Below are 24370 nucleotides of genomic sequence, written 5' to 3'. Positions count from 1 at the left end.
TTGGCCGCTTCGACTTCGAGCATCAGATTGCCGTCCTCTTCAACGAGCTTCGGCTGATAGACGTGCGGCTTGCGCTTGTAGCTGAGGTAGGCGATGCAGCCGTTCGCGGCGGCCATCTTTTCGAGCATGATCTCCGAGCCGGGCACCAGGAGCTGCCCAAGTGTCAGGCCAACAGTGTTCTCCTGGCCCGCCTCATCGCCAAGGGCGGTGGTGTTGCGTTCGGCGATGGCCTTGGTGGCGCACACCCAGCGGCCCCAGATGCCCTTGCCGTCCAGCAGGCTGGGCTGCTGGTTCATGGGCACGGTGGCGGCAAAGTAGCGGGTGTCGAAACGGCGGTGGGCGAAGTCGGGGCTGCGCCAGTTGACCAGCGGTTTGAGCAGGTCGGTCCGGATCGAGAGTCCACGCTTGTCGAGCAGTTCGGTAAAGGTCTTTTCCTGGTCGGCCACGGCCACGCGGATCTTCATCCAGTCGTGGCTCGAGATGCCCTCCACAGTGGTGGACATGTCCGGACCGGCCAGGAGGACGCCCGTTTCCTCAAACAGCTCGCGGATGGCGCCCACCACGTGGCGGCGCGCCAGCCCGACGTCGGCCGTTCCCAATTGCTCAGCCCAATGTTGGGGTGACGGGCCCAACCAACCGACGGCGTCGTCGTCGGACGCCTCCAAAGAACCCCCGGGGAAGGCGAGAACGCCCAGCGGCGAGGAGCCTGGCCGGTATCCCAGCCACGTTTCCAGTCCGGTGGGCGAGTCCCGCAGAAGCACCACGGAGGAGGCTAGGCGGGCGGCACGGGGCGTCCGTTCGCCGTGTTCAAACCAGCTGCGGGCCGCTCCTTCCAGTTCCGGCGGGAGGGCGAACAAACGTCTGGCAAGTTGAGGCAATTGAGTGAACCGGTTCCTTAGCTGAATTCAGCGATCAGTTCGACTTCAACGGGAGAGTCGAGCGGAAGGACTGAAACGCCGACGGCGGAACGGGCGTGCTGCCCCGCGTCGCCAAAGACCTGGCCCAGGAGCTCGGATGCACCGTTGATGACACCCGGCTGGCCGGTGAAGGACGGGTCCGAGGAGACGAAGCCCACCACTTTGACGATCCGAGTGATGCGGTCAAGGTCACCTATGACGCTCTTCACGGCCGCCAGAGCGTTGACGGCACAGACGGCAGCGTAGGCTTTGGCGGCTTCCGGGGACACCGTGGGCTCGTCGGACGTGCCCTCGGCGCCGGTGGACACCTTGCCGGTTGCTTCGAGTTTGCCGTTAATAAACGGCAGCTGGCCGGAGGTGTACACATGGCTGCCGGTGATGACGGCCGGCACGTAGGCAGCCACCGGGGCGGCCACCTCCGGCAAGGTCAGGCCCAGTTCGGCCAGGCGCCGCTCGACGGCGGAAACGGGCGCGTCAGCTGCGCCGGATGTGGTCTCTGCAGGCGTGCTCATTGCTACTGCTTCTCCCTCTTGAGGTAGGCAACCAGTCCGTTGCCGTCCGGTCCGGTGACTACCTGGACGAGCTCCCAGCCGTCCTCTCCCCACTGGTCCAGGATCTGCTTCGTGGCGTGAATAATGAGCGGAATCGTCGCGTACTCCCATTTGGTCATGAGAGAAAGACTAGTCGTTGCCGGTAAAGTGGAAAACATGGTGACTCGTAAGAACCCCATTTTCGACACGGCCACTACCCTCGGAAAGATTTTTGGCTTCCTTGGCGTGAGCGCTATTTGTGGTGTCCTGGTGGCGGGCCTTTTGGTTCCGGCAGCCGCTGTTTCAGGCAGCGCGGCGAGCGGTTCGATCGATTTCTTCGACACCCTCCCGGCGGAGCTGAAGGTGGATCCGCCCAACCAGACCACCCGGATCCTGGCCGCGGACGGCAGCCAGATCGCGAGCGTCTACTCGGAGAACCGCACCAAGGTCAGCCTGGACCAGATCTCGCCGTTCATGACGAAAGCCGTGATCGCGGTGGAGGACAGCCGGTTCTATGACCACGGCGGCGTTGACACCACCGGCATCATGCGCGCCCTGGTGGCCACCGCCCGGGGCAACAAGCAGGGTGCGTCCACCATCACCCAGCAGTATGTCAACAACGTCCTCAACGCCAACCTCGCTGCTGAGGGAAATGAAGAGGCCATCAAGCTCAACGGCGTCAACAAGGGCGTTGGCGACAAGCTGCGTGAGATGAAGCTTTCCATTGCCCTGGAAAAGGAGTTCTCCAAGGATCAGATCCTGGAGGGCTACCTGAACATCGTCTTCTTCAACCGTGACGCCTACGGCATTGAGGCCGCGTCGAAGTTCTTCTTCAGCACCTCGGCCAAGGACCTCACACTTCCCCAGGCCGCGCTCCTGGCCGGCCTCGTCAACAGCCCGTCCGCGTTTGACCCCATCACCAACCCGGAGAACTCGAAGGCGCGCCGCGACCTCGTGCTGGGCCTGATGCTCGACCAGAAGAAGATCACCCAGGAAGAGCACGACGCCGCCGTAGCCACTCCGGTGGAAACCAAGGTAACTCCGGCGCGGCAGGGCTGCGCCTACGCCTCCACTGCCCCCTACTTCTGCGACTACGTGCTGCACCTGCTGGAGAACAACCCTGCCTACGGCGCCGACATCAAGGAGCGCCAGCGGCTCATCTACGGTGGCGGCCTGACCATCACCACCACCTTGGATCCCGCGGCCCAGTCAGTGGCCCAGGAACAGGCGAACGCAGCGGCAGGCGCCAACCCGGACAAGTGGGGCGCCGCCATGGTGGCCGTCCAGCCGAACACGGGCAAGATCATCTCCATGGCGCAGAACACCACGTTCCTGCCCACCCAGGGCGGCTTCGACTCCCAGGTGAACTTCAACGTGGACCAGCTGGATAAGAACGGCAACGACCTCAACGGCATGGGCGGTGCCCAGCCGGGGTCCACCATGAAGCCCTTCACCTTCGCCGAGTGGCTGAACGAGGGCAAGACCATGAACACCGTGGTCAACGCAGCGCAGCGCCGCTACCCGCTGAACTTCAACTGGAAGAACACCTGCGGCAAGGTCACGGGAGCGTACAACACCGCCGAGAAGGCGCTGGGCGCGGCCGATGACCTGCAGAACGCCGAACCCCAGTGGTACCGGCCCCTGACTGTGCTGGAGGGCCTGTACAACTCCATCAACACCGTCACGTTCGCCACCGCCGCGCAGCTGGACTTCTGTGGAATCCAGAAGGTTGTGGACGCCGTCGGGCTGCACAGCGGCCTGCCGTCCTCCGATGGCGACCCGAACCCCAAGATCAACATGTTTACCTTGGGCAACCTGCTCGGTTCCACCCAGACGTCCCCCCTGACCATGGCCAGCGCGTTCGCTACGTTCGCGAACGACGGCAAGTACTGTGAACCCATCGCCATCACCTCGGTAACCGACAATGCCGGCAAGAACCTGCCGGCCCAGTCGACCACATGCCGGGATGCGATCAAGCCCGAGGTTGCGCGGGGAGTGAACTACGCCCTCCAGGAAGTCATGAACCAGGGCTCCGGCTCGCTGATCCGCCCGCGCCTCTCGACCAAGACCAGCTTCCCGATCGGTGCCAAGACGGGTACGTCCAACAACAACGGCTCCACCTGGGTTGTTGGGCACACCACGGGCCTGGCCACGGCAGCATGGTTCGGCGATCCGCTGGGTAACCAGAGCCGGGCCGGCCAGAACATCACGGTCAACGGCAAGTTCTACCCGGGGATCGACGGTTACATGATTGCCGGCCCAATGTTCTCCAACTTCATGACCAAGATGGCGCCGGGATACGGTACCAACCCGTTCCCGGCCCCGCCCACCAACATGGTCAACGGAACAACGGCCCGCACCCCCAGCGCGCCTACCGCCACCACGCCGTCGTCCCCGGCAACGGCCCCTGCACCGGCTCCTTCAGCGCCGGCCACGGACGGCCCGGGCAACAGCGATAAGAAGGGCTAGCCGGCAGTGGCTATCAGTCCTGATTTGGCCAGCCGCGTCCGAAGCATCGGGCGCGGCTTCGCCGTTACGGCCGCCGCCGGCACCGCGGCGGGTCTCGGCGCGTTCGGGTACGGGCTGTGGGAAAAGAACCAGTTTGTCCTGCGCGAGGAAACCCTGCCCATCCTTCCGGCCGGCAGGGAGCCCTTCCGGATCCTGCACCTAAGCGATATCCACTTCGTCCCCGGCCAGAGCACCAAGGCCGCATGGCTTGAGTCGCTGGCGGAGCTGAAGCCGGACCTGGTGGTCAACACGGGAGACAACCTCAGCCACGTCAAGGCCGTGGACCCGCTACTCAAGGCCCTGCGCCCGCTGCTGGAGTTCCCAGGCGTGTTTGTGCCCGGGTCCAACGATTACTTCGCGCCCACCTTCAAGAACCCGGCGTCGTACCTGCTGGGGCCTTCGAAGGCCAGGCCCAAGCCAGTCGAATTGGATTGGCCGCGACTGCGTTCCGGGTTTGGCATGAGCGGCTGGGTGGACCTCACCAACCGCCACCAGTCCCTGGTCCTGAAAGGGATCCGCTTCGACTTCTCCGGCGTGGACGATCCGCACCTGAACCGGGAGCGTTACGCGGGCTGGCCCCGCGGCACCCGCAACCAGGAGCAGGACCGGCACCTCCGCGTGGCCGTGATCCACGCCCCGTACCAGCGCGTGCTGGACCACTTCACCGCGGACGGGGCGGACCTGCTGCTGGCGGGCCACACCCACGGCGGCCAGCTCTGCATCCCCGGCTACGGCGCGCTCGTGGCCAACTGCGACCTTCCCACCTGGCGCGCCAAGGGACTCAACGACTGGGAAAGTAATGGACGTACGACGCCGGTGAACGTCTCGGGCGGCATCGGCACCTCCCGTTTCGCGCCCGTCCGCATCGCCTGCAGGCCAGAAGCTGTGCTGCTGACGCTCACTGCGAAGGACTAATGCCAAGCCTGCTGTGAATCGGCTCACCCCATGGCATAGGGTAGTTGCTACGGGAAACTATATTCGTTGTACAGCTTGAGAAGCGGGCATGGCCAAGCAGACCTCATTTTTCAGATCCATCAGCCGTCTTTATCCCCACGTTAGGCCGATCCTCCTCCGGTTGGTGCTGGGACTTTTCAGTGCACTGCTGGCCAGCCTCGTAGCGCTCACCATCCCCCAGGTGCTGCGCGTCCTGATCAATGAGTCGTTGAAACCCGGTGGTGCCCAGGACGCCGTCTGGACTGCCGCCGTCGTGATCCTGCTCCTCGGCATCGCCGAGGCCGTGCTCGTGGCACTTCGGCGGCAGTTTGTGATCAACCCGGCCACCACCGTGGAAACCCGGATGCGGGTGTCCCTCTACGGGCACCTGCAGGACCTCACGGTTTCCTTCCACGACCGGTGGGGCTCCGGCCAACTGCTCTCCCGCGCCATGACGGACCTGAACTTCCTGCGGCGCTGGATGGCCTTCGGCGCCATCATGCTGGTGGTCACCACCCTGACGGTGGTGATCGGCATTGTGGTGATGTTCTCCATGAGCTGGCAGCTGGCCCTGATCTTCATGGCGGCGGCAGTGCCCATCATGGCCTTCAGCTTCCGTTTCCGGACCCGCTTCAGCAAAGTGGCGCGCCGCAGCCAGGACCAGGCCGGCGACCTCGCCACCACCGTGGAGGAATCCGTCCACGGCATCCGCGTCCTGAAGGCGTTCGGCCGCAGCCGGGAGGCCCTGGAGAACTTCAATGAGCAGGCCGAGGAACTCCGCCAGACCGAGATCGCCAAGGCCAAACACCAGGCAAACTTCACCATGGTGGTCACGCTCCTGCCGGAACTCGCGCTGGGTGCCGGACTCGTGGTGGGGATCATGCTCTGTGCCAGCGGCCAGCTAAGCATCGGCGCCCTGGTGGCCTTCTTCGCCACCGCCGCCGTGGTGGCCACGCCGGTGGAATTTTCCGGGATGCTGCTGGCCATGGCGCTGACCGCCAAGACCGCCGTCGACCGCCACTTCGAGGTGATGGACTCAAAAAACACCATCACCAGTCCCCCGGCCCCGCGGCGGCCCGCCGACCTCAAGGGCGCACTCAGCTTCAACAATGCCACCTTCGCGTTCGAGGACGCCCCGGACAAGCCCATCCTCACCGACATCAACCTGGCAGTCCGGCCGGGCGAAACCATGGCCCTGGTGGGCATCACCGGCAGCGGCAAGAGCGCGCTGATCCAACTGGTCCCCCGCCTGTACGAGGTCACGGCCGGTTCCATCACGATCGACGGCGTGGACCTGCGCGAGTTTGACGTCCAGGAGCTCCGGCGCGTCGTGGCTGTCGCGTTCGAGGACACCACGCTGTTCTCCAGTTCAGTCCGCGACAACGTGCTCCTGGGGGCATCCGACCGCTCCGAGGAAGCCCTGGACGAGGCACTGGACGTGGCGCAGGCGCACTTCGCGTACTCCCTGCCGGCGGGCGTGGACACGCTCATCGGCGAGGAAGGCCTGAGCCTGTCCGGCGGGCAGCGCCAGCGGATTGCCCTGGCCAGGGCCATTGCGGCGCGCCCCCGGGTACTGGTCCTGGACGACCCGCTCTCCGCCCTTGACGTGCACACGGAGGAGCTGGTGGAGACCCGGCTCCGCACGGTCCTTAAGGACACCACCACCCTGATCGTCGCGCACCGTCCTTCCACCGTGGCCCTGGCCGACCGGGTGGCGCTGCTCGAGGACGGGCGGATCGCCGCCGTCGGGACCCACACGGACCTTCTGGCGCACAATCCGCATTACCGCTACGTCATCGCCAGCCTCGACCAGGAACCGCGGGACCTGGATACGGAACTGTCGGAGCTTGAGGAAGCGGCGGACGCAGAGGAAATGACCCGATGAGCAGCGCAACGTTCGGCACCGCCAACGAGGACAACGCCCACCTGAGCAAGGCGGAAAGCAAAAGCGTACGACGGCGGTCACTCGCCTTGCTTGCCAAGCTGATCCGTCCGGTGCGGCTCGGGTTCTGGCTGACCATCGCCATGGTGGTCTTCTCGCAGGCCACCCGCGTGGCGGGGCCAGCGCTGATTGCCTTCGGCATCGACCGCGCCCTGCCCGCCCTGCAGGCAGGTGACAACCTTCCGCTGGTGCTCACCGGCGTCGCCTACCTCCTCGCGGCGGTCGCGACGGCGGGACTCACCTCCTTGTACGTCACCTCCACGGCGAGGCTCAGCCAGGCCATGCTGCTGAACCTGCGCGTCCGGGTCTTTCGGCACACCCAGCGGCTGAGCCTCGAATTCCACGAGAAATACACGTCCGGCCGCATCATTGCGCGGCAGACCTCGGACCTGGAGGCCCTGCGCGAACTACTGGACTCCGGTGTCAGCTCGCTCGCTTCGGGCCTGCTGTTCATGATCTTTACTGCCATCACGGTATTTGCCCTGGACTGGCGCAGCGGGCTGATTGTCCTGGCTGCCGGTGTGCCCATGCTTTTCCTGGCGCGCTGGTACCAGAAGCATTCGCAGATCGCCTTCCGAGAATCGCGGGTGGTGTCCGCCCGGCTCATTGTGCATTTTGTGGAGACCATGACCGGGATCCGCGCCGTGAAGGCCTTCCGCAAGGAACGCGAGAACGCCGAGCAGTACGGCCAACTGTCCCAGGACTACCGGCGCGTCACGGTGCGTTCCATCAACCTCAACGGCATCTTCCAGCCCGGTCTGGTGCTCATCGGCAACGTGTGCGTGGCCGTGGTGCTGCTGTTTGGCGGGTTCCGTGTGCTGGGCGGGGACTTGGCGGTGGGTGTCCTGCTGGCCCTGATGCTGTCCACCAAGCGCTTCTTCCAGCCGGTGGACCAGATGGCCATGTTCTACAACTCCTTCCAGAGCGCGCAGGCCGCCCTGGAGAAGGTCTCCGGGCTGCTGGAGGAGATCCCCACGGTCCGGCCGCCGAAAAACGCCGTGGAGCTTACCGAGGCCAGGGGTGTGGTGGATTTCCACGGCGTGGAGTTCCGGTACGGCGACGGCCCCGTGGTCATTCCCACGTTGGACCTGCACATCCCCGCCGGGCAGACCGTTGCCTTGGTGGGCCAGACCGGCGCCGGGAAGTCCACGCTGGCGAAGCTGATTGCCCGCTTCTACGACGTCTCCTCCGGCTCCCTGACCCTGGACGGTGTGGATCTCCGCAGCCTCAGCACCACGGACCTGCGCCGGAACATCGTGATGGTCACGCAGGAGGCGTTCCTGTTCAGCGGCTCCGTGGCGGACAACATTGCCCTGGGCCGGCCGGAGGCCTCCCGGGAGGAGATTGAGGATGCCGCCCGTGCCGTCGGCGCCCACGACTTCATCACACACCTGCCGGAGGGCTACGACACGGACGTCAACAAGCGCGGCGGCCGCGTCTCCTCCGGACAACGCCAGCTGATCAGTTTCGCCCGGGCGTTCCTGGCCCGGCCCGCAGTGCTGATCCTCGACGAGGCCACATCCTCGCTGGATATCCCGTCGGAGCGCATGGTGCAGCAGGCCCTGGCGCGGCTCCTGCGCGGAACGTCCGCCGGGTCTCCGGCAGGTGCCCCGGGTACCGGACGGACGGCACTGATTATCGCGCACCGGCTCTCCACGGTGGAGACGGCGGACCGGGTGCTGGTGGTGCATGACGGCCGCATTGTGGAGGACGGCAGCCCTGCGGACCTGATCGGCGGCGGTGGCCGGTTCGCGGACCTCCACGGCGCCTGGAAGGACTCTTTGGTCTGAGTCCGGTGCTGTCGGCGGGCGCCGATTTCGCATCCGGGCGACCATCCGTTATTCTTGTAAAGTTGCTTTTGCAGCGGATCGGGATGTGGCGCAGCTTGGTAGCGCGCGTCGTTCGGGACGACGAGGTCGCAGGTTCAAATCCTGTCATCCCGACCAATCGAGAAGAGGGTCTCCCCCAGGGAGGCCCTCTTTTTGCATTCCTGTGCCCAGCGGGGCTCATGCCTGGTGGCTCCCCTGCACAGCAGGCAGGGCAAAGAAATAGCCCCGAAGCATGGAGTCCATGCTTCGGGGCTAACGCCTCCTTGTGAGGAAGCTCTTTACATCGGGTTGGGCCAGTTGCCGCTGAGGGTCGTGTACGTGGTACCGGTACCCTTGGTGCTCTTATCGGCTTTGACCTTCTCGGACATCGGGTTCGGCCAGTTACCGCTGGCAACAGCCACACCCGTGGTGTCTGATACGGAACTTGCGGAAAGGACTGCTGGTGCGGCTGCGGAGAATGCCAGTGCGCTGGCCAGTACGGCGGCTGCCGCTATCTTCTTGAACATTTGAGTTCCTCAATACGAGTCGGATTCGTTACAAAGTCAGCACGTCCTTGTTGACACTTATTGTAAAATGGATCCCACAGGGCCTGTCAAGCTTTGCGCACAAAGACGGTCCGGAATTAGGAGGAATCCCGTGGGTAATGGTTTCGGGGAAAAGCTTCGAGCAGAGCGACTGGAGCGCGGGCTGACACAGGCCGAGCTCGGCAAGGACCTCTATTCCCCCAGCTACATTTCACTCCTTGAGACCGGACGCCGTGAGCCTACCGCCGAGGTTATTGACGAGCTCGCCCGTCGGTTGGAACTGGCACCCAAGGCTTTGGAGGCCTGGAGCCAGCCCATCTCAGTCAGCGACGCCGAATATGTCCTCGCCGGCCTGTACGCCCGGCAGGCCTGGGACCTGCGCGATTACGAGCTTGCCGCCAGCCACGCCGCGACGGCCGCAAAAATTGCCCTCGAGGGGAAAAACACCAGCGCCTGGTGGAACATGACCTACATGCAGGCCGAATGCCTGGTCAGGCACGGCGACCTGGTGGAGTGCCAGCGGATCACGGAGCGCCTCATCGAGCATCCGATGGCCAGGGAGTCGGTAGGACTGGGAGTCCGCGCCCGCCAAATGCTTGCCGCCGTCCTGCAGCGGCAGGGCCAATTGTCCGCGGCTGTGGACGAAGCATTGGAAGCCATGAAGCTGACCGAGCAGCTGCCGCCGAGCTCCACCATCATCACCGGCGCCCTGCGCGTCCTCATCGGCGCCCTGGCCGAGAGCGGCCGCCTGAATGAGGCGTGGACGTATTGCCAGTTGCTCGTGAAGCAGGTCGATGAAACCACGAATGCCCAGCTGGCGGGCGAAGTCGCCTGGGTGGTGGGCAACGTGGCGTTTATGCGGCATGACTACGCCGAGGGAGTCAAGGAACACGAGCGGGCAGCGAAACTGCTGTCGCCGGCCAATGACATCGAAATGTGGGCCCGGTTCAACAAAGCATCGGCTGCCGTTCGGCTACAGGCCGGCATCGTGGAGCCGGAAACGCTCGCCTCGATTGAACGGGCAGAATTGGCGTTTTCCATCGTCTACGAGATGAAGAGCGACGAGCTCGAAGTGGCTTTCATCCGGGCCCGTTGGCTGTACCTCACCGGCGACATCGTTGCCGCCATTGAGAAGCTCCGCGAGATCCACGCACAGCGCGAGGCCCTGGCCAAGCACACAGCAGGTGAGGTTTCCTTGCTGCTGGGGAAGTCCCTCAAGGCAGCAGGCGAATCTGAGGAAGCCCTGGTGTACCTACAGGAAGCACAGAAGGCATTCAGCTCCGCCGGGGCCCAGGACCTCGTCCAGCAGGCCCTGGACGCGATCCTGGAAATCAGGTTGTCCCAAGAGCGGGCCGCCGCCACGGCGAAGAACTCCAAGGCAAGCTAGCCCTGGAGCCGCTGACTGGAACCGCCTAGGCGAACGTCCGGGCGGTCAGTTTCTCGTAGGCCTCAACGTAGCGGCTGCGTGTACGGGCCACCACATCCGCGGGCAGCGCCGGCGGAGGCGTGTCCGACCCCTTGTCCCAGCCCGACTCGGCGGAGGTCAGCCAGTCACGCACATACTGCTTGTCAAAGGACGGCTGCGCCTGACCCGGCTGGTAGGTGGTGGCGTCCCAGAAGCGGGACGAATCCGGGGTGAGCACTTCGTCGCCGAGGACAATGGCACCGGAGACGGCGTCATAGCCAAACTCCACCTTGGTGTCAGCCAGGATGATGCCGCGTTCCCGGGCGATCTTTTCCGCGGTGGAGTAGATCTTGAGGGTCAGTTCGCTGAGCCGCGCCGCGATGTCGTCGCCCACCATGCCCACCACGGCGTCGTAGGTGATGTTCTCATCGTGGTGGCCGACGGCAGCCTTGGCGGACGGCGTGAAAATGGGGTGTTCCAGGCGTGAACCGTCCACCAGGCCCTCGGGCAGGGGGATGGCGCAGACGGTGCCGGATGCCTTGTATTCCAGCAGCCCGGTGCCGGTGAGGTACCCGCGCGCGATGCATTCCACGGGGAACATGTCCAGGTTCTTGCAGATCATCGCCCGGCCTTCCACGGCCGCGGGAACGCCACCCTCCACCGTGGATGCCAGCACGTGATGCTCCACGTCCAGCTGGTCAAACCACCACAGGCTCAGCTGGGTCAGGATGCGTCCCTTGTCCGGGATTTCACTGGCCAGCACGTGGTCGTAGGCACTGATGCGGTCGCTGGCCACCACCAGGACACAGTCCTGGCCAACCCGCTCCCGGACGGATTCATCCGCCGGTTCGTAGAGGTCGCGGACCTTGCCGGAGTAGACGTGCTTCCAGCCGGGCAGGTCAAGGGTTGCCGTGCGTAGGCCGCGCTTGGGTTCCTGTGCGGGAGTCTCGATCATGTTATGCCTTCGCCTTCGTGACAGGCAGCGATCCCGTTGCGTTCGACGCAACCTTGATCTCGCCGCGGGCAGCCTTGCGTCCAATATCGGTCCGGAACTGTGAGCCTTCCAGCTGAACCAGCTCCACGCCGTCGTACGCCCGTTCACGGGCCTCCACCAGGTCGCTGCCGAGGGCCACCACGGCGAGAACCCGGCCGCCGGCGGACACAACCTTGCCCTCGTCGTCGAGCGCGGTTCCCGCATGGATCACGTGCACGCCTTCCAGCTGGTCCACTTTCTTGAGCCCGCGGATCCGGTCCCCCGTGCGCGGTGCGTCGGGGTAGTTCTGCGAGGCAACGACGACGGCGACCGCGGTCTCCTTGGACCAGCGCAGCGTGTCTGCCTTGTCCAGTTCGCCCTTGGCAGCAGCCAGCAGCAGCCCACCGAGAGGTGTTTTGAGCCTGGCCAGCACCGCCTGGGTTTCCGGATCGCCGAAGCGGACGTTGAACTCGATGACGCGGGTCCCGCGGGACGTCAGCGCCAGGCCAACAAAGAGGACGCCGACGAAGGGGGTGCCCCGGTGCGCCATTTCGTTCACGGTGGGCTGGGCCACGCGCTCAATGACTTCGTCCACCAGCCCGGCGGGTGCCCATTCGAGCGGGGTGTACGCACCCATGCCGCCGGTGTTGGGACCTTCGTCGTTGTCAAAGATCCGCTTGAAGTCCTGCGCCGGGGACAGCGCAACGGTGTTGCGGCCGTCGCACAGGACAAAGACGGAAACTTCAGGGCCGTCCAGGAACTCTTCGATCACCACAGTGCCGCCGGCGTTGAAGCACGTCTGGGCGTGGGCCAGGGCTTCGTCGCGGTTCTTGGTGACCACCACGCCCTTGCCGGCCGCCAGGCCGTCGTCCTTCACCACGTACGGAGCGCCGAACGTGTCCAGCGCGGAGGCTGCTTCCTCAGCGTTCGTGGCCACCATTGCCATGGCCGTGGGAACGTCCGCCGCCGCCATGACTTCCTTGGCGAAGGCTTTGGAGGCTTCCAGCTGGGCCGCTGCCTTGCTCGGTCCAAAGACCGGGATGCCTGCCGCGCGGACGGCGTCGGACACACCTGCGGCCAGCGGAGCCTCGGGGCCCACCACCACCAGGTCCACACCGAGCTTGGTGGCGAGGGCGGCCACAGCGTCGGGGTTGTTCCCGTCGATCTTATGGGTGGGTACCAGTTTGCTGATGCCGGCGTTGCCGGGCGCTGCATGGACCTCGGAGACGTTGGGGTCGGCGAGCAGGGAGCGGACAATGGCGTGTTCGCGGCCTCCAGGGCCAATGACGAGTACCTTCACAGTCTCCAAGGGTACTTTGTGCACCCTGCCGTTTCCTAAGGGAAGTGTTCGACTCCGACCATCCCTGTTGCCTCCCGCAACGAATCCACACCATGAACAAGCTCACGAACTGGCTCAAGGAACCCGCTGCCCTCGCTGCCGTCGCGGGGGTGGCGGCGGCCGCCGTCGTACTTTCCGTTGCTGAGCTGATCGGGGCATTCTTTACGGCGCGGGCCACCCCGGTCCTTGCCCTGGGCTCCACGTTCATCGACTTCACGCCGCTGTGGATGAAGAACTTTGCGGTGGAGACGTTCGGCACCAACGACAAGGCCGCACTTTTCGTGGGAATGGGCCTGACCATTTTTCTACTGGCCTGCGTCCTGGGCGTGGTGGCTTACCGCCAATGGGCGTTGGGTGTGGCCGGTGTGTTGTTCATGGGAGCGGTCATTGTGGCCAGTGTTGTGACGCGGGCCGGTGTCCAGCCGCTGGATGCGGTTCCCACGGTGCTGGGCACGGTGGCCGGGCTGGTGGTGCTCCGGCTCCTGGTGGCACCGCTCTGGCGGCTGAAAACCTGGCCGGAGGCACCTGCCGGCGCCGGGGCCGAGGAACCAGGCCGGCCCGCCTCCAGCCGCCGCCGCTTCTTCGCCGCCGCCGGAATCACTGTGGTGGGTGCCGGAATTGCAGCCACGGGCGGTCGCCTGCTCAGCGCCGCCCGCAGCAACGTCGCCAAGGCACGGGAGGCCCTGCAGCTTCCCGTGCCGATGCGGGCGGCAGCGGCTGTGCCCGCCGGCGTCCAGTCGCCGGTGGCCGGAGTGACGCCATGGCTGACGCCGAGCGGCGACTTCTACCGCATCGACACGGCCCTCAGCGTCCCGGAAATCAAGGCCGAGGACTGGGAGCTCCGCGTCCACGGCCTGGTGGACCAGGAACTCCGGTTGAGCTTCCAGGACCTGCTCGACGCCGATCTCATCGAATCGCACGTAACCCTCACCTGCGTGTCCAATCCCGTGGGCGGAAACCTGGCCGGCAACGCGAAGTGGTTGGGACTGCCCATCCGTGAGGTGCTCAAGCGGGCCCGGCCCCAGTCGGGTGCGGACATGGTCCTCTCGACGTCGATCGACGGGTTCAGCGCCTCCACTCCCTTGGAGGTCCTGCAGGATGACCGCGATGCCATGCTGGCGATCGGCATGAACGGCGAACCCCTGCCGCTCGAACACGGCTACCCGGTGCGCATGGTGGTGCCGGGGCTTTACGGGTTCGTCTCCGCCACCAAGTGGGTGGTGGACCTGGAGGTGACGCGCTTCGCGGACAGCAAGGCCTACTGGACCCAGCGCGGCTGGTCGGAACGGGGCCCCATCAAGACCATGGCCCGGGTGGAGGTGCCCAAATCCTTCGCCAAAGTACCGGCCGGTCGCGTGGCCATCGGCGGCACGGCCTGGGCACAGACCCGCGGCATCACCAAGGTGGAAGTCCAGATCGACAACAACCCCTGGGCCGAGGCAGTGCTGTCCAGCGAGGCGTCCCTGATCACCTGGCGCCAGTGGTCCTTCGACTGGGATGCTGCACCGGGACCGCACTACATCAAGGTCAGGGCCACCGACGGGACCGGCGAGGTGCAAACGGACCAGCGGGCCGATCCCGTACCCGACGGCGCGTCCGGCTGGCAGTCGGTCATGGTCACCGTGGAGTAGCCCGGAAATCGGCGGGTGCGCCCCTAGACTGGCATCATGCCGCACAACCCGCATGCCACTTTCACTGTGGACTCCGCCGTCGAACTCGCCGTTGTTGAACGCAGCGGCTTCGTTGAGTCCCGGCACATCGGCTCCGCCGTCGTCCTCTCCGCCGACGGGTCGGTTGTCACCGAACTCGGCGACATCCGAACTCCCATTTTCGCCCGGTCCTCGCTCAAACCCCTGCAGGCGCTGGCGTCCATGCAGGCCGGTGTCCCGCTGCGCGGCGCCCAGGTGGCGGTGGCCTGCGGCAGCCATGTGGGCTCCCTGGACCACATGGACGTGGTGGAGGGGATGCTGAAGGCCGCCGGCGTCAAAGAAGACCAGCTCTTATGCCCCGCCGCCTGGCCCCAGGACGAGACGGCCCGCAACTGGTTGCTGCGCTCCGACAGGGGCCGGTCCAAGCTTGCGTTCAACTGCTCCGGGAAACACGCCGCATTCCTGTGGGCGTGCACCGAAAACGGCTGGGACACCCACAGCTACCTGGAGCCGAACCATCCGCTCCAGCAGCGCGTCCGCAGCGTCATTGAGGAATACAGCGGCGAACAGATCGCCCACCTGGGCATTGACGGCTGCGGCGCCCCGGTGGCCGCCATTTCCCTGACCGGCCTGGCCCGCGCCTATTCAATGCTGGCCAAGGCACCCGGCGACAAGAACTCCAACGCCCGGGCCGCCACCATCGCCACTTCCATGCTCGACTACCCCTGGGCCGTGCAGGGCCGGGGCGAGGCGAACACGGTGGTGATGGACGAGCTGGGGATTATCGCCAAGATCGGGGCCGAGGGAGTGCTCGCCATGGCCACACCCCAGGGCGTCTCGGTGGCGGTCAAAATGCTGGACGGGAACCTGCGCGCCACCTCGCTGGTGGGCCTGACCCTGCTCGCCGCCGTCGGCGCAGTGGACATCCCCGGGGTGTCCAGCGTCCTGGAAAAGGTGGTTGACCCCGTCCTCGGCGGCGGCCACCCGGTCGGCAAGATCCGGCTGGGCCCGGCTGTGTCCGCGCTGCTGGACTAGCCGTGGCCATCGCGCGCCGCCGGATCGGCATTGACGAAGGAAAAGCGGCACTGGCCGCGTGGCAGGAAGCCGCCGCGACGCCGTCGGACGTTCCTCTCTCCCGCAGCGTCACGGCCACTGCCGTGCGCTACACGCTGGAGGAGCTGACTGCCCGGGCGCCGGGCAATTCGGTGGAGGTACGGGTACCGCCCTTCGGCGTCACCCAGTGCGTGGAGGGGCCGCGGCACACCCGCGGCACCCCGCCGAACGTGATTGAGTGCGACGCCGCCACCTGGCTGTCGCTGGTGACGGGCCGGTTGACGTGGGCGGACGCAGTCGCGGCCCACCGGGTGGCCGCCTCGGGGCTGCGCGCGGACCTCTCAGCAGTCCTGCCGCTGTAGCACTCCCCCGTCCCTTCCGGGAGGGTTAGCTTGGGAGGGCGAGGAGCCTGCCGATGGCGCTGGCCTGGAGGTTATCGAGCAGATCCCGCGGCCCGGCGTAGACCTCCGCCGCGCCGGCGTCGAACAGCTCCGCCGCGCTCCGGCCGCCGCAGGTGACGCCGATGGACGGGACACCCAGGGCGGCGGCGGCTTTCATGTCCCACACCGCGTCCCCGACGTAGACGGCGTTGGCCGTCGCTCCGCCCACGGCTTCCAGGGCCGCCGCCAGGATGTCCGGGGCGGGTTTGCTTTCCTCAGCGTCGTTGGAGCTGGTAGCCGCGTGGATATAGGCATCCGCGGCGAGCGCCGCGCGGTTCGCCGCCAGGTCCTCCCGGCGCGCGGACGACGCCAGGGCGACGGCGAGTCCCCCGGCGTGGCACTGGGCAAGCAGGTCCTTGGCGCCGTCGAACGCGGTCAGCGACGGCCAGTTTGTGGCGAACACCGCCGCATGGCTCGCCATGATTTCCGCGTCGGCCTCCCGGTCGCGGTCCGCGGGCAGGAGCCTGTCCACCAGCCTGTCGCCGCCCATCCCCACGCACCAATGGATCGCCGCCATGGGCACCTCATGCTGGTGCTGGCGGAATGCGTGCCACCACGCCACCGTGTGCAGGTAGGCGGAGTCCACCAGCGTTCCGTCAACATCAAACAGGACGGCGCCCCGCCACCAGGAGGCCGGGCCGTTACTCTGCGGCACCATCACCCGACCGTAGTGCGCGGGGCTTTGGAAACCTTCCTGCCCCTCGATCCCGAACCGTCCTTCGGCAACGGCAGGGGACGGACCTTGTCCCGGATCACTGCCCCGGCACCCTTCATGCTGCAGTCCCTGATAAGCCCGGTACCGGCAATCTCACGGGCCATGGCGATCCCGGCCACGGCGGCGCGTTTCGTGGGAAAGGTCACCGAGATCGCCATCAGGCCCCCGGAGCCGTCAAGCATCCTCACCCTGTAACCGCCGTCAGGCGCATCCACCAGCTCAAAATGTCCGGCCATCACTACCACCTCTGCTAAGTCACGGCCCTGTTCTTAGGGAACTCTCCGCGAGTATTAGTAAGTGTACTTATCTATTCCGCGGAGTTGAAGGCCACGGCCGCCAACCACCCCTTACTGCCCTACCTTTTCCGCCGCCGGTGGAATGGGGGTGTCGCTCCGGCGAACCGCCGCCTGGTGCAGCTGGAGGGCACTGGTCACCAGCGCGAAGTGGCTAAAAGCCTGGGGAGTGTTGCCCAGCTGCCGGCCCGCACGGACCGCCCATTCCTCGCTGAGCAGGCCCACGTCATTGCGCAGTTCCAGAAGCCGTTCGAAGAGCTCGTCAGCTTCGTCCGGCCGCCCTGCCCCGAGGAGCGCCTGTACCAGCCAGAACGAGCAGGCGAGGAAGACGCCTTCGCCTCCCGGCAGTCCGTCGTCGCTGTCGGCGGGCCGGTAGCGCAGCACAAAACCGTCTTCCGTGAGCTCACGCTGGATCGCGTCGATGGTCCCCACCACCCGTGGATCGTCGGCCGGCAGGAACCCCACCCGGGGTATCAGCAGCAGGCTGGCATCGAGTTCCGGGCGCCCATAGGACTGCACGAACGTGTTTCGCACGGGGTCAAAGCCGTTGGCCATGACTTCCCGGTGGATGGTGTCCCGCAGGGCCTCCCAGCGCTCCACGGGTCCGGGCAGGCCGAAATCACGGACGCCCTTGACCATCCGGTCCGCGGCCACCCAGGCCATCACCTTGGAGTGGGTGAAATGGCGGCGCGGCCCGCGCATCTCCCAGAGCCCGTTGTCCGGCTGGTCCCAGATGGTTTCAAGATGCTCCATCAGGGCAACCTGCAAATCCCAGGATTCGTCCGTGTGCTTCAGCAGGGAATTCCTGGTCAGGGAAAGGCAGTCGAGCACCTCCCCCCAGACGTCGAGCTGGAGCTGCTCGGCCGCTCCGTTGCCGGTCCGCACGGGTTTCGAATTTTCATACCCCGCCAGCCAGGGCAGTTCCAGCTCCGGCAGCCTTCGCTCGCCGTGGATGCCGTACATGATCTGCAGGTCCGCAGGATCGCCCGCCACGGCACGGAGCAGCCAGTTGCGCCAGGCAGCGGCCTCTGCCGTATAGCCCGCCGCCAGCAGCGCCTGCAGCGTCAGCGTGGCGTCCCGCAGCCAGCAGTAACGGTAATCCCAGTTGCGGGGGCCGCCGATTTGTTCCGGCAGGGACGTTGTCACGGCCGCCACGATGCCTCCCGTGGGCGCATACGTCAGGGCTTTCAGCGTCACCAGGGAACGGGTCACTGCCTCCTGGTACTTGCCTTCGTAGGCGCATTGGGAAACCCAGCCGCGCCAGTAGGACAGCGTTGTTCCGAGCACATGCTCGGCGTCGACGGTGTGCGGCCGGGGAACATGGCTCGGCGCCCACGTGAGGACGAAGGGCACCCGCTCCCCCGCCTGGACCGTGAAGTCACTGACCGAATGCATGTTCTCCCCGACGACAGGTGCCGTGGTGACGAAGTAGGCGGCATCCGGCCCGGCGATGGCGTGCAGGCCGTGTTTGTCCCGCCGCACCCAGGGAATGATGTGCCCGTAGTCGAACCTCATGGCAAGTTCCCCGTGCATCCTGACGCTTCCGCTCACGCCTTCGACAATCCGCACGATGTCAGCCACCTCGTCACGAGGCGGCATGAAGTCGATGACCTTGACCGCGCCTTCCGGGGTCTCCCACTCAGTTTCCAGGACCAGGGTGCCGTCCACGTAGCCGCGCCTGGTGCAGGTACCGCCACCTTCGGGCGCCAAGAGCCAACGGCCGGCGTCGGGCGTGTCAACCAGGGCACTGAAACAGGCCGGGGAATCGAACCGGGGCAGGCACAGCCAATCGATGGAGCCCGCCGTGCTGATCAGGGCGCCGGTATGAAGGTCGCCAACAACTGCATAGTCCTCGATGAGCGCCATGACATTACACTGCCACATGGGCACCATGATGCACCCACCACTTCGGGGAACAGGCTAAGAAATGGCGATACACATCGGCACGTCCGGCTGGAGCTACGACCATTGGGACGGCGTGCTGTACCCGCCGGGCCTTCCCGCCCGGGACAGGCTCCAACACTACGTTGCCCGGTTCACTACGGTGGAACTGAACGCCAGCTTCTACCGTTGGCCACGGGATACCTCCTTCGCCGGCTGGCGGCGCCGGCTGCCGGACGGGTTCGCCATGTCCGTCAAGGCTCCCCGCGGGCTGACGCACGGCAAGAAGCTGTATGCGCCTGAGGTGTGGCTGGAGCGGATTGCCCGGTGCTGGCATGAGCTGGGCGACAAGCGGGCCGTCCTGCTGGTCCAGCTGCCGCCGCAAATGGAACGTGATGATGCGCGACTGGACTACTTCCTCGGCGCGGTCCCGTGGTGGATACGGGTGACAGTGGAGTTCCGGCACCCCAGCTGGGACCACGAGGACGTCTACGCCCTGCTGGAACGGCACGGCGCCGCGTACTGCATCATGAGCGGCGCCCAGCTCCCCTGCATCCTGCGCGCTACTGCCCCCTTCGTCTACATCCGCCTCCACGGCCCCGACCATCAGCACCTCTACGGCGGCTCCTACTCCGATGAGGACCTGCAATGGTGGGCGGACCGCATCCGTGAATGGTCGGCGTCGGGCAGGGACGTTTACGCGTATTTCAATAACGACGGCGGCGGGAACGCCGTGCGGAACGCGGACACCCTGCGGCGCTTCCTGGGCGCGGGCTGACGTCACGCACGACGGCGGGACCGCCGCACGTGCCCGGCGCACGGCGCGCCTGTGGCAGAGTGGAGGAATGGACAGGGCTCCTCAGCACGCACCCCGGAACACCCCGCACCCGGCACAACTTTCGGGCACGAAGCTTTTCCGGCTGGCCCATCGGATCTCGGACACCGTGAACAGCACGCGGGTCCGCCTCGCCGGGCGCTCGAATTTCGCCCCCCAGACCATTGCGTACCAGGGCTACGGATCTTCCACGGGCTGGGTGCGCGTCCTGGGCCGTGTCCTCCTGACCAGGCGGCCGGCCGCGGGGAGCCTGGCCGAACACGCAGCGCTCAACGGTACCCAGAACATCCGCGGCTGGCGGGCCTTTACCAGCGTTCCCATGCAGTACTCCGCCGTGGAAATAACCATCGGCGACGTCACCGCCGAAGTCCAGGCAGACCGCGGCGGCCTGATCGATACCGTGGTGAACATCCAGCTGACGCCGGGCTGGCACACCGCCACGCTCCGTGCCGACGGAACTGAACCCGTGGAAACCCTGATACAGGTGATCGATGCCAACGCGAAGTTCGGCATCGTCTCGGACATCGATGACACCGTGATGGTCACGGCCCTGCCGAGGCCCTTCCTGGCGCTCTGGAACACGTTTGTGCTCAGCGAACGGGCTCGGATGGCCACGCCCGGGATGGCGGTCCTGCTGGACCGGCTCACCCTTGAACACCCTGACGCCCCGGTGATCTACCTGTCCACGGGTCCGTGGAACGCCGCCCCCACGCTGAAGCGGTTCCTGAGCCGGAACATGTACCCCTCCGGCGCCCTGCTGCTCACGGACTGGGGCCTCACCCAGGACCGTTGGTTCCGCAGCGGGCCGGAGCACAAGCACCGCAACCTGGAGCGCCTGGCCAAGGAGTTCCCGGACATGCGCTGGCTGCTGATCGGCGACAACGGCCAGCACGATGAGGAGATCTACTCCGGTTTCGCCCAGCACCACGGCGACATGGTGGCTGCGATCGCCATCCGGCAGCTTTCCGTCAGCGAGTCGGTTTTTGCCGGCGGCCACTCCGAAGACGGCGACCACACCACCTCGGTGGTGCCGTGGATCTATTCGCCGGACGGTGCGGGGATGGCCAAGCAGCTCAAGGTCCTGGACCTGCTCTAAGCCCGGCTAGACACCGGCCTCATGTTCGACGCCGGTACCCTCCAGATCGGGTTCTCCCAGGGAGCCGGCCTCTTCGAGCGTTTCGGGTTCCATGGCCTGCGCGACGGCGGACCCGGCTGCTGCGACCAGGTTGCGTTCCTCGATCAGCTCCTGGAACCAGAAATACGACGCCTTGGGCGTGCGTTCGAGCGTTTCGAAATCGACGTGGAGCAGGCCGAACGGCTGGTTGTAGCCTGCGGACCATTCGAAATTGTCCAGCAGCGACCATACGTAGTAGCCGCGCAGGTCAATCGACTCGGCTTCCCCGCCCGGGGAGGTGGCCTTCAGCGCGGATTCAATATGGTCCGAGAGGTACTTCAGGCGCCGCTCGTCCGGGATGAAAGTGGTGTTGGTCGACTTGTCGCGGACGATGATGTCCTCGAAACTGGCTCCGCCCTCGGTGATGATCACCGGCGGCAGGTTCGGATACCGCTCGGCCATCTCCTTGAGCGCCACCGACATGTATTCGGGTTTCACCGGCCAGCCGTAGGACGTGATGTCGGCTTCAGGCCAGGGCTCGACGTGGAACGGGGTGCCGCCGTTGCCTGCAGCACTCAGGTCGCTGCCCATGGCCTCGGCCATGCTCGCCGGGACGGCACCTTCACCCGGGCCGACGGCAACCTTCGTGGGCATGTAGTAGTTCAGCCCGTAGAAATCCAGCGGCTGCGAAATGATGTCCATGTCCTCGTCCGGGTGTTCGAACGAGCTAAAGAACTTCGCGGCCCGGATGATGTCCGGGTATTTGCCTGTCAGGACAGGGTCGGCGTACAGCCGGTTCTGGGCGATGTCCATCAGCCCGGCGCTGATCTTGTCCAGGGGGTTGATGGAATTGGGGACCATGGGCGAGTACACGTTGGTCATCCCGACTTCGCCGGGAACCCCTGCCGCACGCAACGCCTGCAGTGCCAGCCCGTGGCCCAGCAGCTGGTGGTGGACGGTGGGCAGCGCGTTGAGCATCATCGCCTCACCCGGCGAGTGCAGACCCAGGGTGTAACCGTTGGTGGTTACGGTGGCGGGCTCGTTGATGGTGCACCAGCGCGCCACCCTGTCGCCGTAGGCCTCGGCGGCGATGGCGGCGAACTCGCCGAGGCGGTAGGCGGTATCGCGGTTCATCCAGCCACCGGCGTCGTCCAGTGCCAGCGGGGTGTCCCAGTGGTAGAGCGTGAGCATCGGGGAAATGCCGTTGGCGAGCAGTTCGTCCAGGAGGCGGTCATAGAAGGCCAGGCCGGCTGGGTTCACCGGACCACTTCCGGTGGGCTGGATCCGGGACCAGGACAGGGAGAACCGATAGGAGTCGACGCCGAGCTGTTTCATCAGTGCCACGTCCCCGGGCATGCGGTGGTAATGGTCGCAGGCAACGGCCGGGCTCTGGTCCTCCACGATGGCCCCCGGCTTGGCCGCGAAGACGTCCCACCCCGCCGGTCCGCGGCCGTCTTCAGTGAGCGCGCCTTCAATCTGGAAGGCTGCGGTGGCCACGCCCAGGGTAAAGTCCGCGGGGATGAGGGCTGCCAGGTCTTTGGCGGAAATATGCATGGCGTCAGCCCTTTGTGCGGAAGAAACGTGGAACGGGTAGCACTCAGAATGCTATACCCGGGCGCGCCCGCGCGGCGGGCTGCTAGGGTCTGGGCATGGATGAAAAACTGGGGAAGTTCATCGACGAATTCGGCGCACTGGTGCAACTGGCGCAGGCCGGAAGCCACCGGCAGCAGAAGGGCCTGCAGCTGCTTCCGGCGTTGACCGCGCACCTGAGGACGGCTGCTGACGGACTGGCTGTGGTGGAGGAGATGATCCCGCCGCACCGGTTCGTGGACGCCGACATCGTAATGGCGGACCTCGCTGCGCAGGACCCCGCCGGCCGGCTGGTGGGCATTGGCGGCGGCGGCCAGCGCCACCACCAGTCCTTCAGCGACATGGTGCAGCAGTCCCAGCACTTTCCGCAGTTTCCGCTCGCCCAGCCCGACTACACCAACCTGGCGGTAGGGCCCGACGCGCAGCGGCAGGCCGTGGCCCTGGGCCTGTGGCTTTTCACCTTCGGCGGGAGCCCGCTGGCGGTCCTGCAGCGCAACGCCGAACCACGCTCCGGACGCCAGACAGCATCGCTGGAGGTCATGGCCGGCAGCCCGGACGCGGCCACGAAGTTCCTGGCCGAGTTCCGGGTCCGGATGGAGAACAACAGCGTCCTCAAAGGCCAGATCATTTCCCTGGTGATGTCCGAGTACGGCCCCAGCACTGCGGGGGTGACGTTCCATCACCGCCCCAGCCTCCCGGCGTCGGACGTCATTTTGCCCGATGGGCTGCTGCAGAAGGTGGCCGACCACACCGTGGGAATCGCCACCCACCGCGCGTCCCTCAGGAAGCACGGCCAGCACCTCAAACGCGGCATCCTGCTCTACGGCAGGCCGGGAACGGGCAAGACGCACACCGTGCGCCACCTGCTCAGCCAGAGTGAAGGGTCGACGGCGATCCTCCTCTCGGGCGGTTCGCTCGCCCGGATCGCGGAAGCGGCCCGCATGGCCCGTGCGCTGCAGCCGTCCATTGTGGTGCTGGAGGACTGCGACCTCATCGCTGAGGACCGTAGCTTCGGGCACGGCCCGCAGCCGTTGCTGTTTGAGGTGCTGGACGCCATGGACGGGCTGGATCCGGATGCGGACGTGGCCTTTGTGCTCACCACCAACCGGCCGGACATGCTGGAGCGGGCGCTGGCGCAGCGGCCAGGCAGGGTGGACCTCGCGGTCGAAATCCCGCTGCCGGCGCACGCCGAGCGGGTCCGGCTGCTGGAACTGTACGGGCGCCTGGTGGCGTTCACCCCCGAGGCGCTTGCTGCCGCCGCAGAACAGACCGCGGGGACCACCGCGTCCTTCGCGCGCGAACTGGTCCGCCGCGCGGTGGTGGCCGCTGCCCTGGCGGACGAACCGGTGTCAGACTCCCACCTCGCTGCCGCCGTCGAGGACCTGATGGCCGACGCCGAGACCCTCACCCGCAGCCTGCTGGGGAGCGGCTCGGAGCCGGCGGCCGGACCCGGGTTCCCGGGGCACGGATTCCCGGGGCCCGGGGTTCCACCGGGGTTCCCGGGCTCACTGTGAGCCGAAGAGGAATTCCTTGGCGTGTGCCACGGCCTTGCGGTAGGCGTCGTTCCGGAGGGTGACGAGGTGTTCGGTGTCGCCGTCGGCCGGTTCCAGGTAGCCCGTATAGCCGGGCCGCAGTAGCCAGATGTCACCGGCAGGCGGGAGATAGAACACCCCGAAGGAACGCTGCTGGCGGTCCTCCGTGGTCCACACCGGCACCACTGCCAGCGCCGCACCCGTTGCGGGGTTGATCCACTGCGCTCGCGGAACCGGTTCTTCGTGCGCCTCGGGGTCCAGGAACGGGGCGGTGCCTTTGCCCCAACGGGTCTCGAAACGCTCGTGGAAAGCGGGGATCAGGTGGGAATCATAGCGACGCCAATCGCTCATGGGGCTGCTCCTACGCT

General features: G+C 66.2%; 22 protein-coding genes and 1 tRNA gene. 12 read left to right on the top strand and 11 right to left on the bottom strand.

Annotation, left to right across the window (positions count from 1 at the left end; all coding sequences use genetic code 11):
* The 3 genes from NQJ30_RS14545 to NQJ30_RS14535 form a co-directional block, all read right to left on the bottom strand.
* Nucleotides 1-878 (bottom strand): NUDIX hydrolase (locus tag NQJ30_RS14545; RefSeq protein ID WP_255770676.1); only part of this gene is annotated, 878 nt, incomplete at its 3' end.
* Nucleotides 879-895: 17 nt separating this feature from the next.
* Nucleotides 896-1429: a RidA family protein gene (locus tag NQJ30_RS14540; protein WP_255770674.1), complete on the bottom strand. Its 534-nt coding sequence runs from the start codon at nt 1427-1429 to the stop codon at nt 896-898.
* Between the two features lie 2 nt (nt 1430-1431).
* Nucleotides 1432-1587, bottom strand: coding sequence for a DUF4177 domain-containing protein (locus NQJ30_RS14535; protein WP_011693223.1), 156 nt, complete (start codon nt 1585-1587; stop codon nt 1432-1434).
* A gap of 37 nt (nt 1588-1624) precedes the next feature.
* Here NQJ30_RS14535 and NQJ30_RS14530 point away from each other — a divergent pair, with 37 nt between their 5' ends.
* The 5 genes from NQJ30_RS14530 to NQJ30_RS14510 all read left to right on the top strand — a co-directional run bounded on the left by NQJ30_RS14530 (nt 1625) and on the right by NQJ30_RS14510 (nt 8776).
* A complete protein-coding gene (locus NQJ30_RS14530; protein WP_255770673.1) occupies nt 1625-3916 on the top strand; it encodes a transglycosylase domain-containing protein in 2292 nt (763 codons plus the stop codon).
* 12 nt (nt 3917-3928) lie between these two features.
* On the top strand, nt 3929-4870 hold the full coding sequence (locus NQJ30_RS14525; protein WP_374113273.1) for a metallophosphoesterase: 942 nt from the start codon (nt 3929-3931) through the stop codon (nt 4868-4870).
* An 88-nt stretch (nt 4871-4958) separates the two neighbouring features.
* Nucleotides 4959-6773, top strand: a complete 1815-nt coding sequence (locus tag NQJ30_RS14520; RefSeq protein ID WP_255770671.1) for an ABC transporter ATP-binding protein — start codon at nt 4959-4961, stop codon at nt 6771-6773.
* Nucleotides 6770-8620, top strand: coding sequence for an ABC transporter ATP-binding protein (locus tag NQJ30_RS14515; protein WP_255770670.1), 1851 nt, complete (start codon nt 6770-6772; stop codon nt 8618-8620). Before NQJ30_RS14520 ends, NQJ30_RS14515 begins: the two co-directional genes overlap by 4 nt.
* Before the next feature lie 79 nt (nt 8621-8699).
* A tRNA-Pro gene (locus NQJ30_RS14510) sits at nt 8700-8776 on the top strand.
* Between the two features lie 161 nt (nt 8777-8937).
* Here the strand turns inward: NQJ30_RS14510 and NQJ30_RS14505 are convergent.
* Complete coding sequence (locus NQJ30_RS14505; RefSeq protein WP_255770669.1) at nt 8938-9165, bottom strand: hypothetical protein; 228 nt, start codon at nt 9163-9165, stop codon at nt 8938-8940.
* A gap of 130 nt (nt 9166-9295) precedes the next feature.
* On the opposite strand from NQJ30_RS14505, the gene NQJ30_RS14500 reads away from it, so the two are divergent.
* Nucleotides 9296-10570, top strand: a complete 1275-nt coding sequence (locus NQJ30_RS14500; RefSeq protein WP_255770668.1) for a helix-turn-helix domain-containing protein — start codon at nt 9296-9298, stop codon at nt 10568-10570.
* 25 nt (nt 10571-10595) lie between these two features.
* Here the strand turns inward: NQJ30_RS14500 and NQJ30_RS14495 are convergent, their stop codons facing one another.
* Nucleotides 10596-11543, bottom strand: a complete 948-nt coding sequence (locus NQJ30_RS14495) for a phosphoribosylaminoimidazolesuccinocarboxamide synthase (protein WP_255770667.1) — start codon at nt 11541-11543, stop codon at nt 10596-10598.
* A gap of 1 nt (nt 11544) precedes the next feature.
* A complete protein-coding gene (purD, locus tag NQJ30_RS14490) occupies nt 11545-12861 on the bottom strand; it encodes a phosphoribosylamine--glycine ligase (protein WP_255770682.1) in 1317 nt (438 codons plus the stop codon).
* A 92-nt stretch (nt 12862-12953) separates the two neighbouring features.
* On the opposite strand from purD, the gene NQJ30_RS14485 reads away from it, so the two are divergent.
* The 3 genes from NQJ30_RS14485 to NQJ30_RS14475 are packed head-to-tail and all read left to right on the top strand — an operon-like array spanning nt 12954 to nt 15964.
* Nucleotides 12954-14531, top strand: coding sequence for a molybdopterin-dependent oxidoreductase (locus NQJ30_RS14485; RefSeq protein WP_255770666.1), 1578 nt, complete (start codon nt 12954-12956; stop codon nt 14529-14531).
* Between the two features lie 36 nt (nt 14532-14567).
* Nucleotides 14568-15584 (top strand): asparaginase, encoded by a 1017-nt coding sequence (locus NQJ30_RS14480; RefSeq protein WP_255770665.1) that lies wholly within the window; start codon nt 14568-14570, stop codon nt 15582-15584.
* Nucleotides 15585-15586: 2 nt separating this feature from the next.
* Nucleotides 15587-15964: a sterol carrier family protein gene (locus tag NQJ30_RS14475; protein WP_255770664.1), complete on the top strand. Its 378-nt coding sequence runs from the start codon at nt 15587-15589 to the stop codon at nt 15962-15964.
* 25 nt (nt 15965-15989) lie between these two features.
* Here NQJ30_RS14475 and NQJ30_RS14470 read toward each other — a convergent pair whose 3' ends face one another.
* From NQJ30_RS14470 to NQJ30_RS14460, 3 genes are all read right to left on the bottom strand, one after another.
* Complete coding sequence (locus NQJ30_RS14470; RefSeq protein ID WP_255770662.1) at nt 15990-16700, bottom strand: HAD family hydrolase; 711 nt, start codon at nt 16698-16700, stop codon at nt 15990-15992.
* Nucleotides 16700-16993, bottom strand: a complete 294-nt coding sequence (locus NQJ30_RS14465) for a YegP family protein (protein ID WP_255770661.1) — start codon at nt 16991-16993, stop codon at nt 16700-16702. The genes NQJ30_RS14470 and NQJ30_RS14465 overlap by 1 nt, the downstream gene beginning before the upstream one ends.
* A gap of 111 nt (nt 16994-17104) precedes the next feature.
* Nucleotides 17105-18916 (bottom strand): glycoside hydrolase family 15 protein, encoded by a 1812-nt coding sequence (locus NQJ30_RS14460; protein WP_255770659.1) that lies wholly within the window; start codon nt 18914-18916, stop codon nt 17105-17107.
* Between the two features lie 61 nt (nt 18917-18977).
* Here NQJ30_RS14460 and NQJ30_RS14455 point away from each other — a divergent pair, with 61 nt between their 5' ends.
* The gene (locus tag NQJ30_RS14455) at nt 18978-19709 is read left to right on the top strand and encodes a DUF72 domain-containing protein (RefSeq protein ID WP_255770657.1); all 732 of its coding nucleotides are present in this window, start codon (nt 18978-18980) and stop codon (nt 19707-19709) included.
* Nucleotides 19710-19776: 67 nt separating this feature from the next.
* On the top strand, nt 19777-20862 hold the full coding sequence (locus NQJ30_RS14450; protein ID WP_255770655.1) for an App1 family protein: 1086 nt from the start codon (nt 19777-19779) through the stop codon (nt 20860-20862).
* 6 nt (nt 20863-20868) lie between these two features.
* Here NQJ30_RS14450 and NQJ30_RS14445 read toward each other — a convergent pair whose 3' ends face one another.
* Complete coding sequence (locus NQJ30_RS14445) at nt 20869-22434, bottom strand: glycoside hydrolase family 1 protein (RefSeq protein ID WP_255770653.1); 1566 nt, start codon at nt 22432-22434, stop codon at nt 20869-20871.
* 95 nt (nt 22435-22529) lie between these two features.
* Between NQJ30_RS14445 and NQJ30_RS14440 the strand changes: the two genes are divergently transcribed.
* Nucleotides 22530-23984: an ATP-binding protein gene (locus NQJ30_RS14440; RefSeq protein WP_255770651.1), complete on the top strand. Its 1455-nt coding sequence runs from the start codon at nt 22530-22532 to the stop codon at nt 23982-23984.
* On the opposite strand, the gene NQJ30_RS14435 is transcribed toward NQJ30_RS14440, so the two are convergent.
* A complete protein-coding gene (locus tag NQJ30_RS14435; protein WP_255770650.1) occupies nt 23976-24353 on the bottom strand; it encodes a hypothetical protein in 378 nt (125 codons plus the stop codon). The genes NQJ30_RS14440 and NQJ30_RS14435 overlap by 9 nt on opposite strands.
* Between the last annotated feature and the right edge of the window lie 17 nt (nt 24354-24370).

The sequence above is a fragment of the Pseudarthrobacter sulfonivorans genome (genome assembly GCF_024391045.1).
GTDB classification, from domain to species: Bacteria; Actinomycetota; Actinomycetes; order Actinomycetales; family Micrococcaceae; genus Arthrobacter; species Arthrobacter sulfonivorans_B.
Note: the sequence above shows the minus strand (reverse complement) of the source record. Positions and strands in the feature narration are given on the sequence as shown.

Coding starts and splice junctions, on each gene's coding strand:
- NQJ30_RS14450 (WP_255770655.1), top strand. CDS start 19,777: ATGGACAGGGCTCCTCAGCACGCACCCCGGAACACCCCGCACCCGGCA.
- NQJ30_RS14470 (WP_255770662.1), bottom strand. CDS start 16,700: ATGGTGCCGCAGAGTAACGGCCCGGCCTCCTGGTGGCGGGGCGCCGTC.
- NQJ30_RS14455 (WP_255770657.1), top strand. CDS start 18,978: ATGGCGATACACATCGGCACGTCCGGCTGGAGCTACGACCATTGGGAC.
- NQJ30_RS14505 (WP_255770669.1), bottom strand. CDS start 9,165: ATGTTCAAGAAGATAGCGGCAGCCGCCGTACTGGCCAGCGCACTGGCA.
- NQJ30_RS14515 (WP_255770670.1), top strand. CDS start 6,770: ATGAGCAGCGCAACGTTCGGCACCGCCAACGAGGACAACGCCCACCTG.
- NQJ30_RS14495 (WP_255770667.1), bottom strand. CDS start 11,543: ATGATCGAGACTCCCGCACAGGAACCCAAGCGCGGCCTACGCACGGCA.
- NQJ30_RS14485 (WP_255770666.1), top strand. CDS start 12,954: ATGAACAAGCTCACGAACTGGCTCAAGGAACCCGCTGCCCTCGCTGCC.
- NQJ30_RS14465 (WP_255770661.1), bottom strand. CDS start 16,993: ATGGCCGGACATTTTGAGCTGGTGGATGCGCCTGACGGCGGTTACAGG.
- NQJ30_RS14530 (WP_255770673.1), top strand. CDS start 1,625: ATGGTGACTCGTAAGAACCCCATTTTCGACACGGCCACTACCCTCGGA.
- NQJ30_RS14460 (WP_255770659.1), bottom strand. CDS start 18,916: ATGGCGCTCATCGAGGACTATGCAGTTGTTGGCGACCTTCATACCGGC.
- NQJ30_RS14480 (WP_255770665.1), top strand. CDS start 14,568: ATGCCGCACAACCCGCATGCCACTTTCACTGTGGACTCCGCCGTCGAA.
- NQJ30_RS14540 (WP_255770674.1), bottom strand. CDS start 1,429: ATGAGCACGCCTGCAGAGACCACATCCGGCGCAGCTGACGCGCCCGTT.
- NQJ30_RS14520 (WP_255770671.1), top strand. CDS start 4,959: ATGGCCAAGCAGACCTCATTTTTCAGATCCATCAGCCGTCTTTATCCC.
- NQJ30_RS14535 (WP_011693223.1), bottom strand. CDS start 1,587: ATGACCAAATGGGAGTACGCGACGATTCCGCTCATTATTCACGCCACG.
- NQJ30_RS14435 (WP_255770650.1), bottom strand. CDS start 24,353: ATGAGCGATTGGCGTCGCTATGATTCCCACCTGATCCCCGCTTTCCAC.
- NQJ30_RS14440 (WP_255770651.1), top strand. CDS start 22,530: ATGGATGAAAAACTGGGGAAGTTCATCGACGAATTCGGCGCACTGGTG.
- NQJ30_RS14445 (WP_255770653.1), bottom strand. CDS start 22,434: ATGCATATTTCCGCCAAAGACCTGGCAGCCCTCATCCCCGCGGACTTT.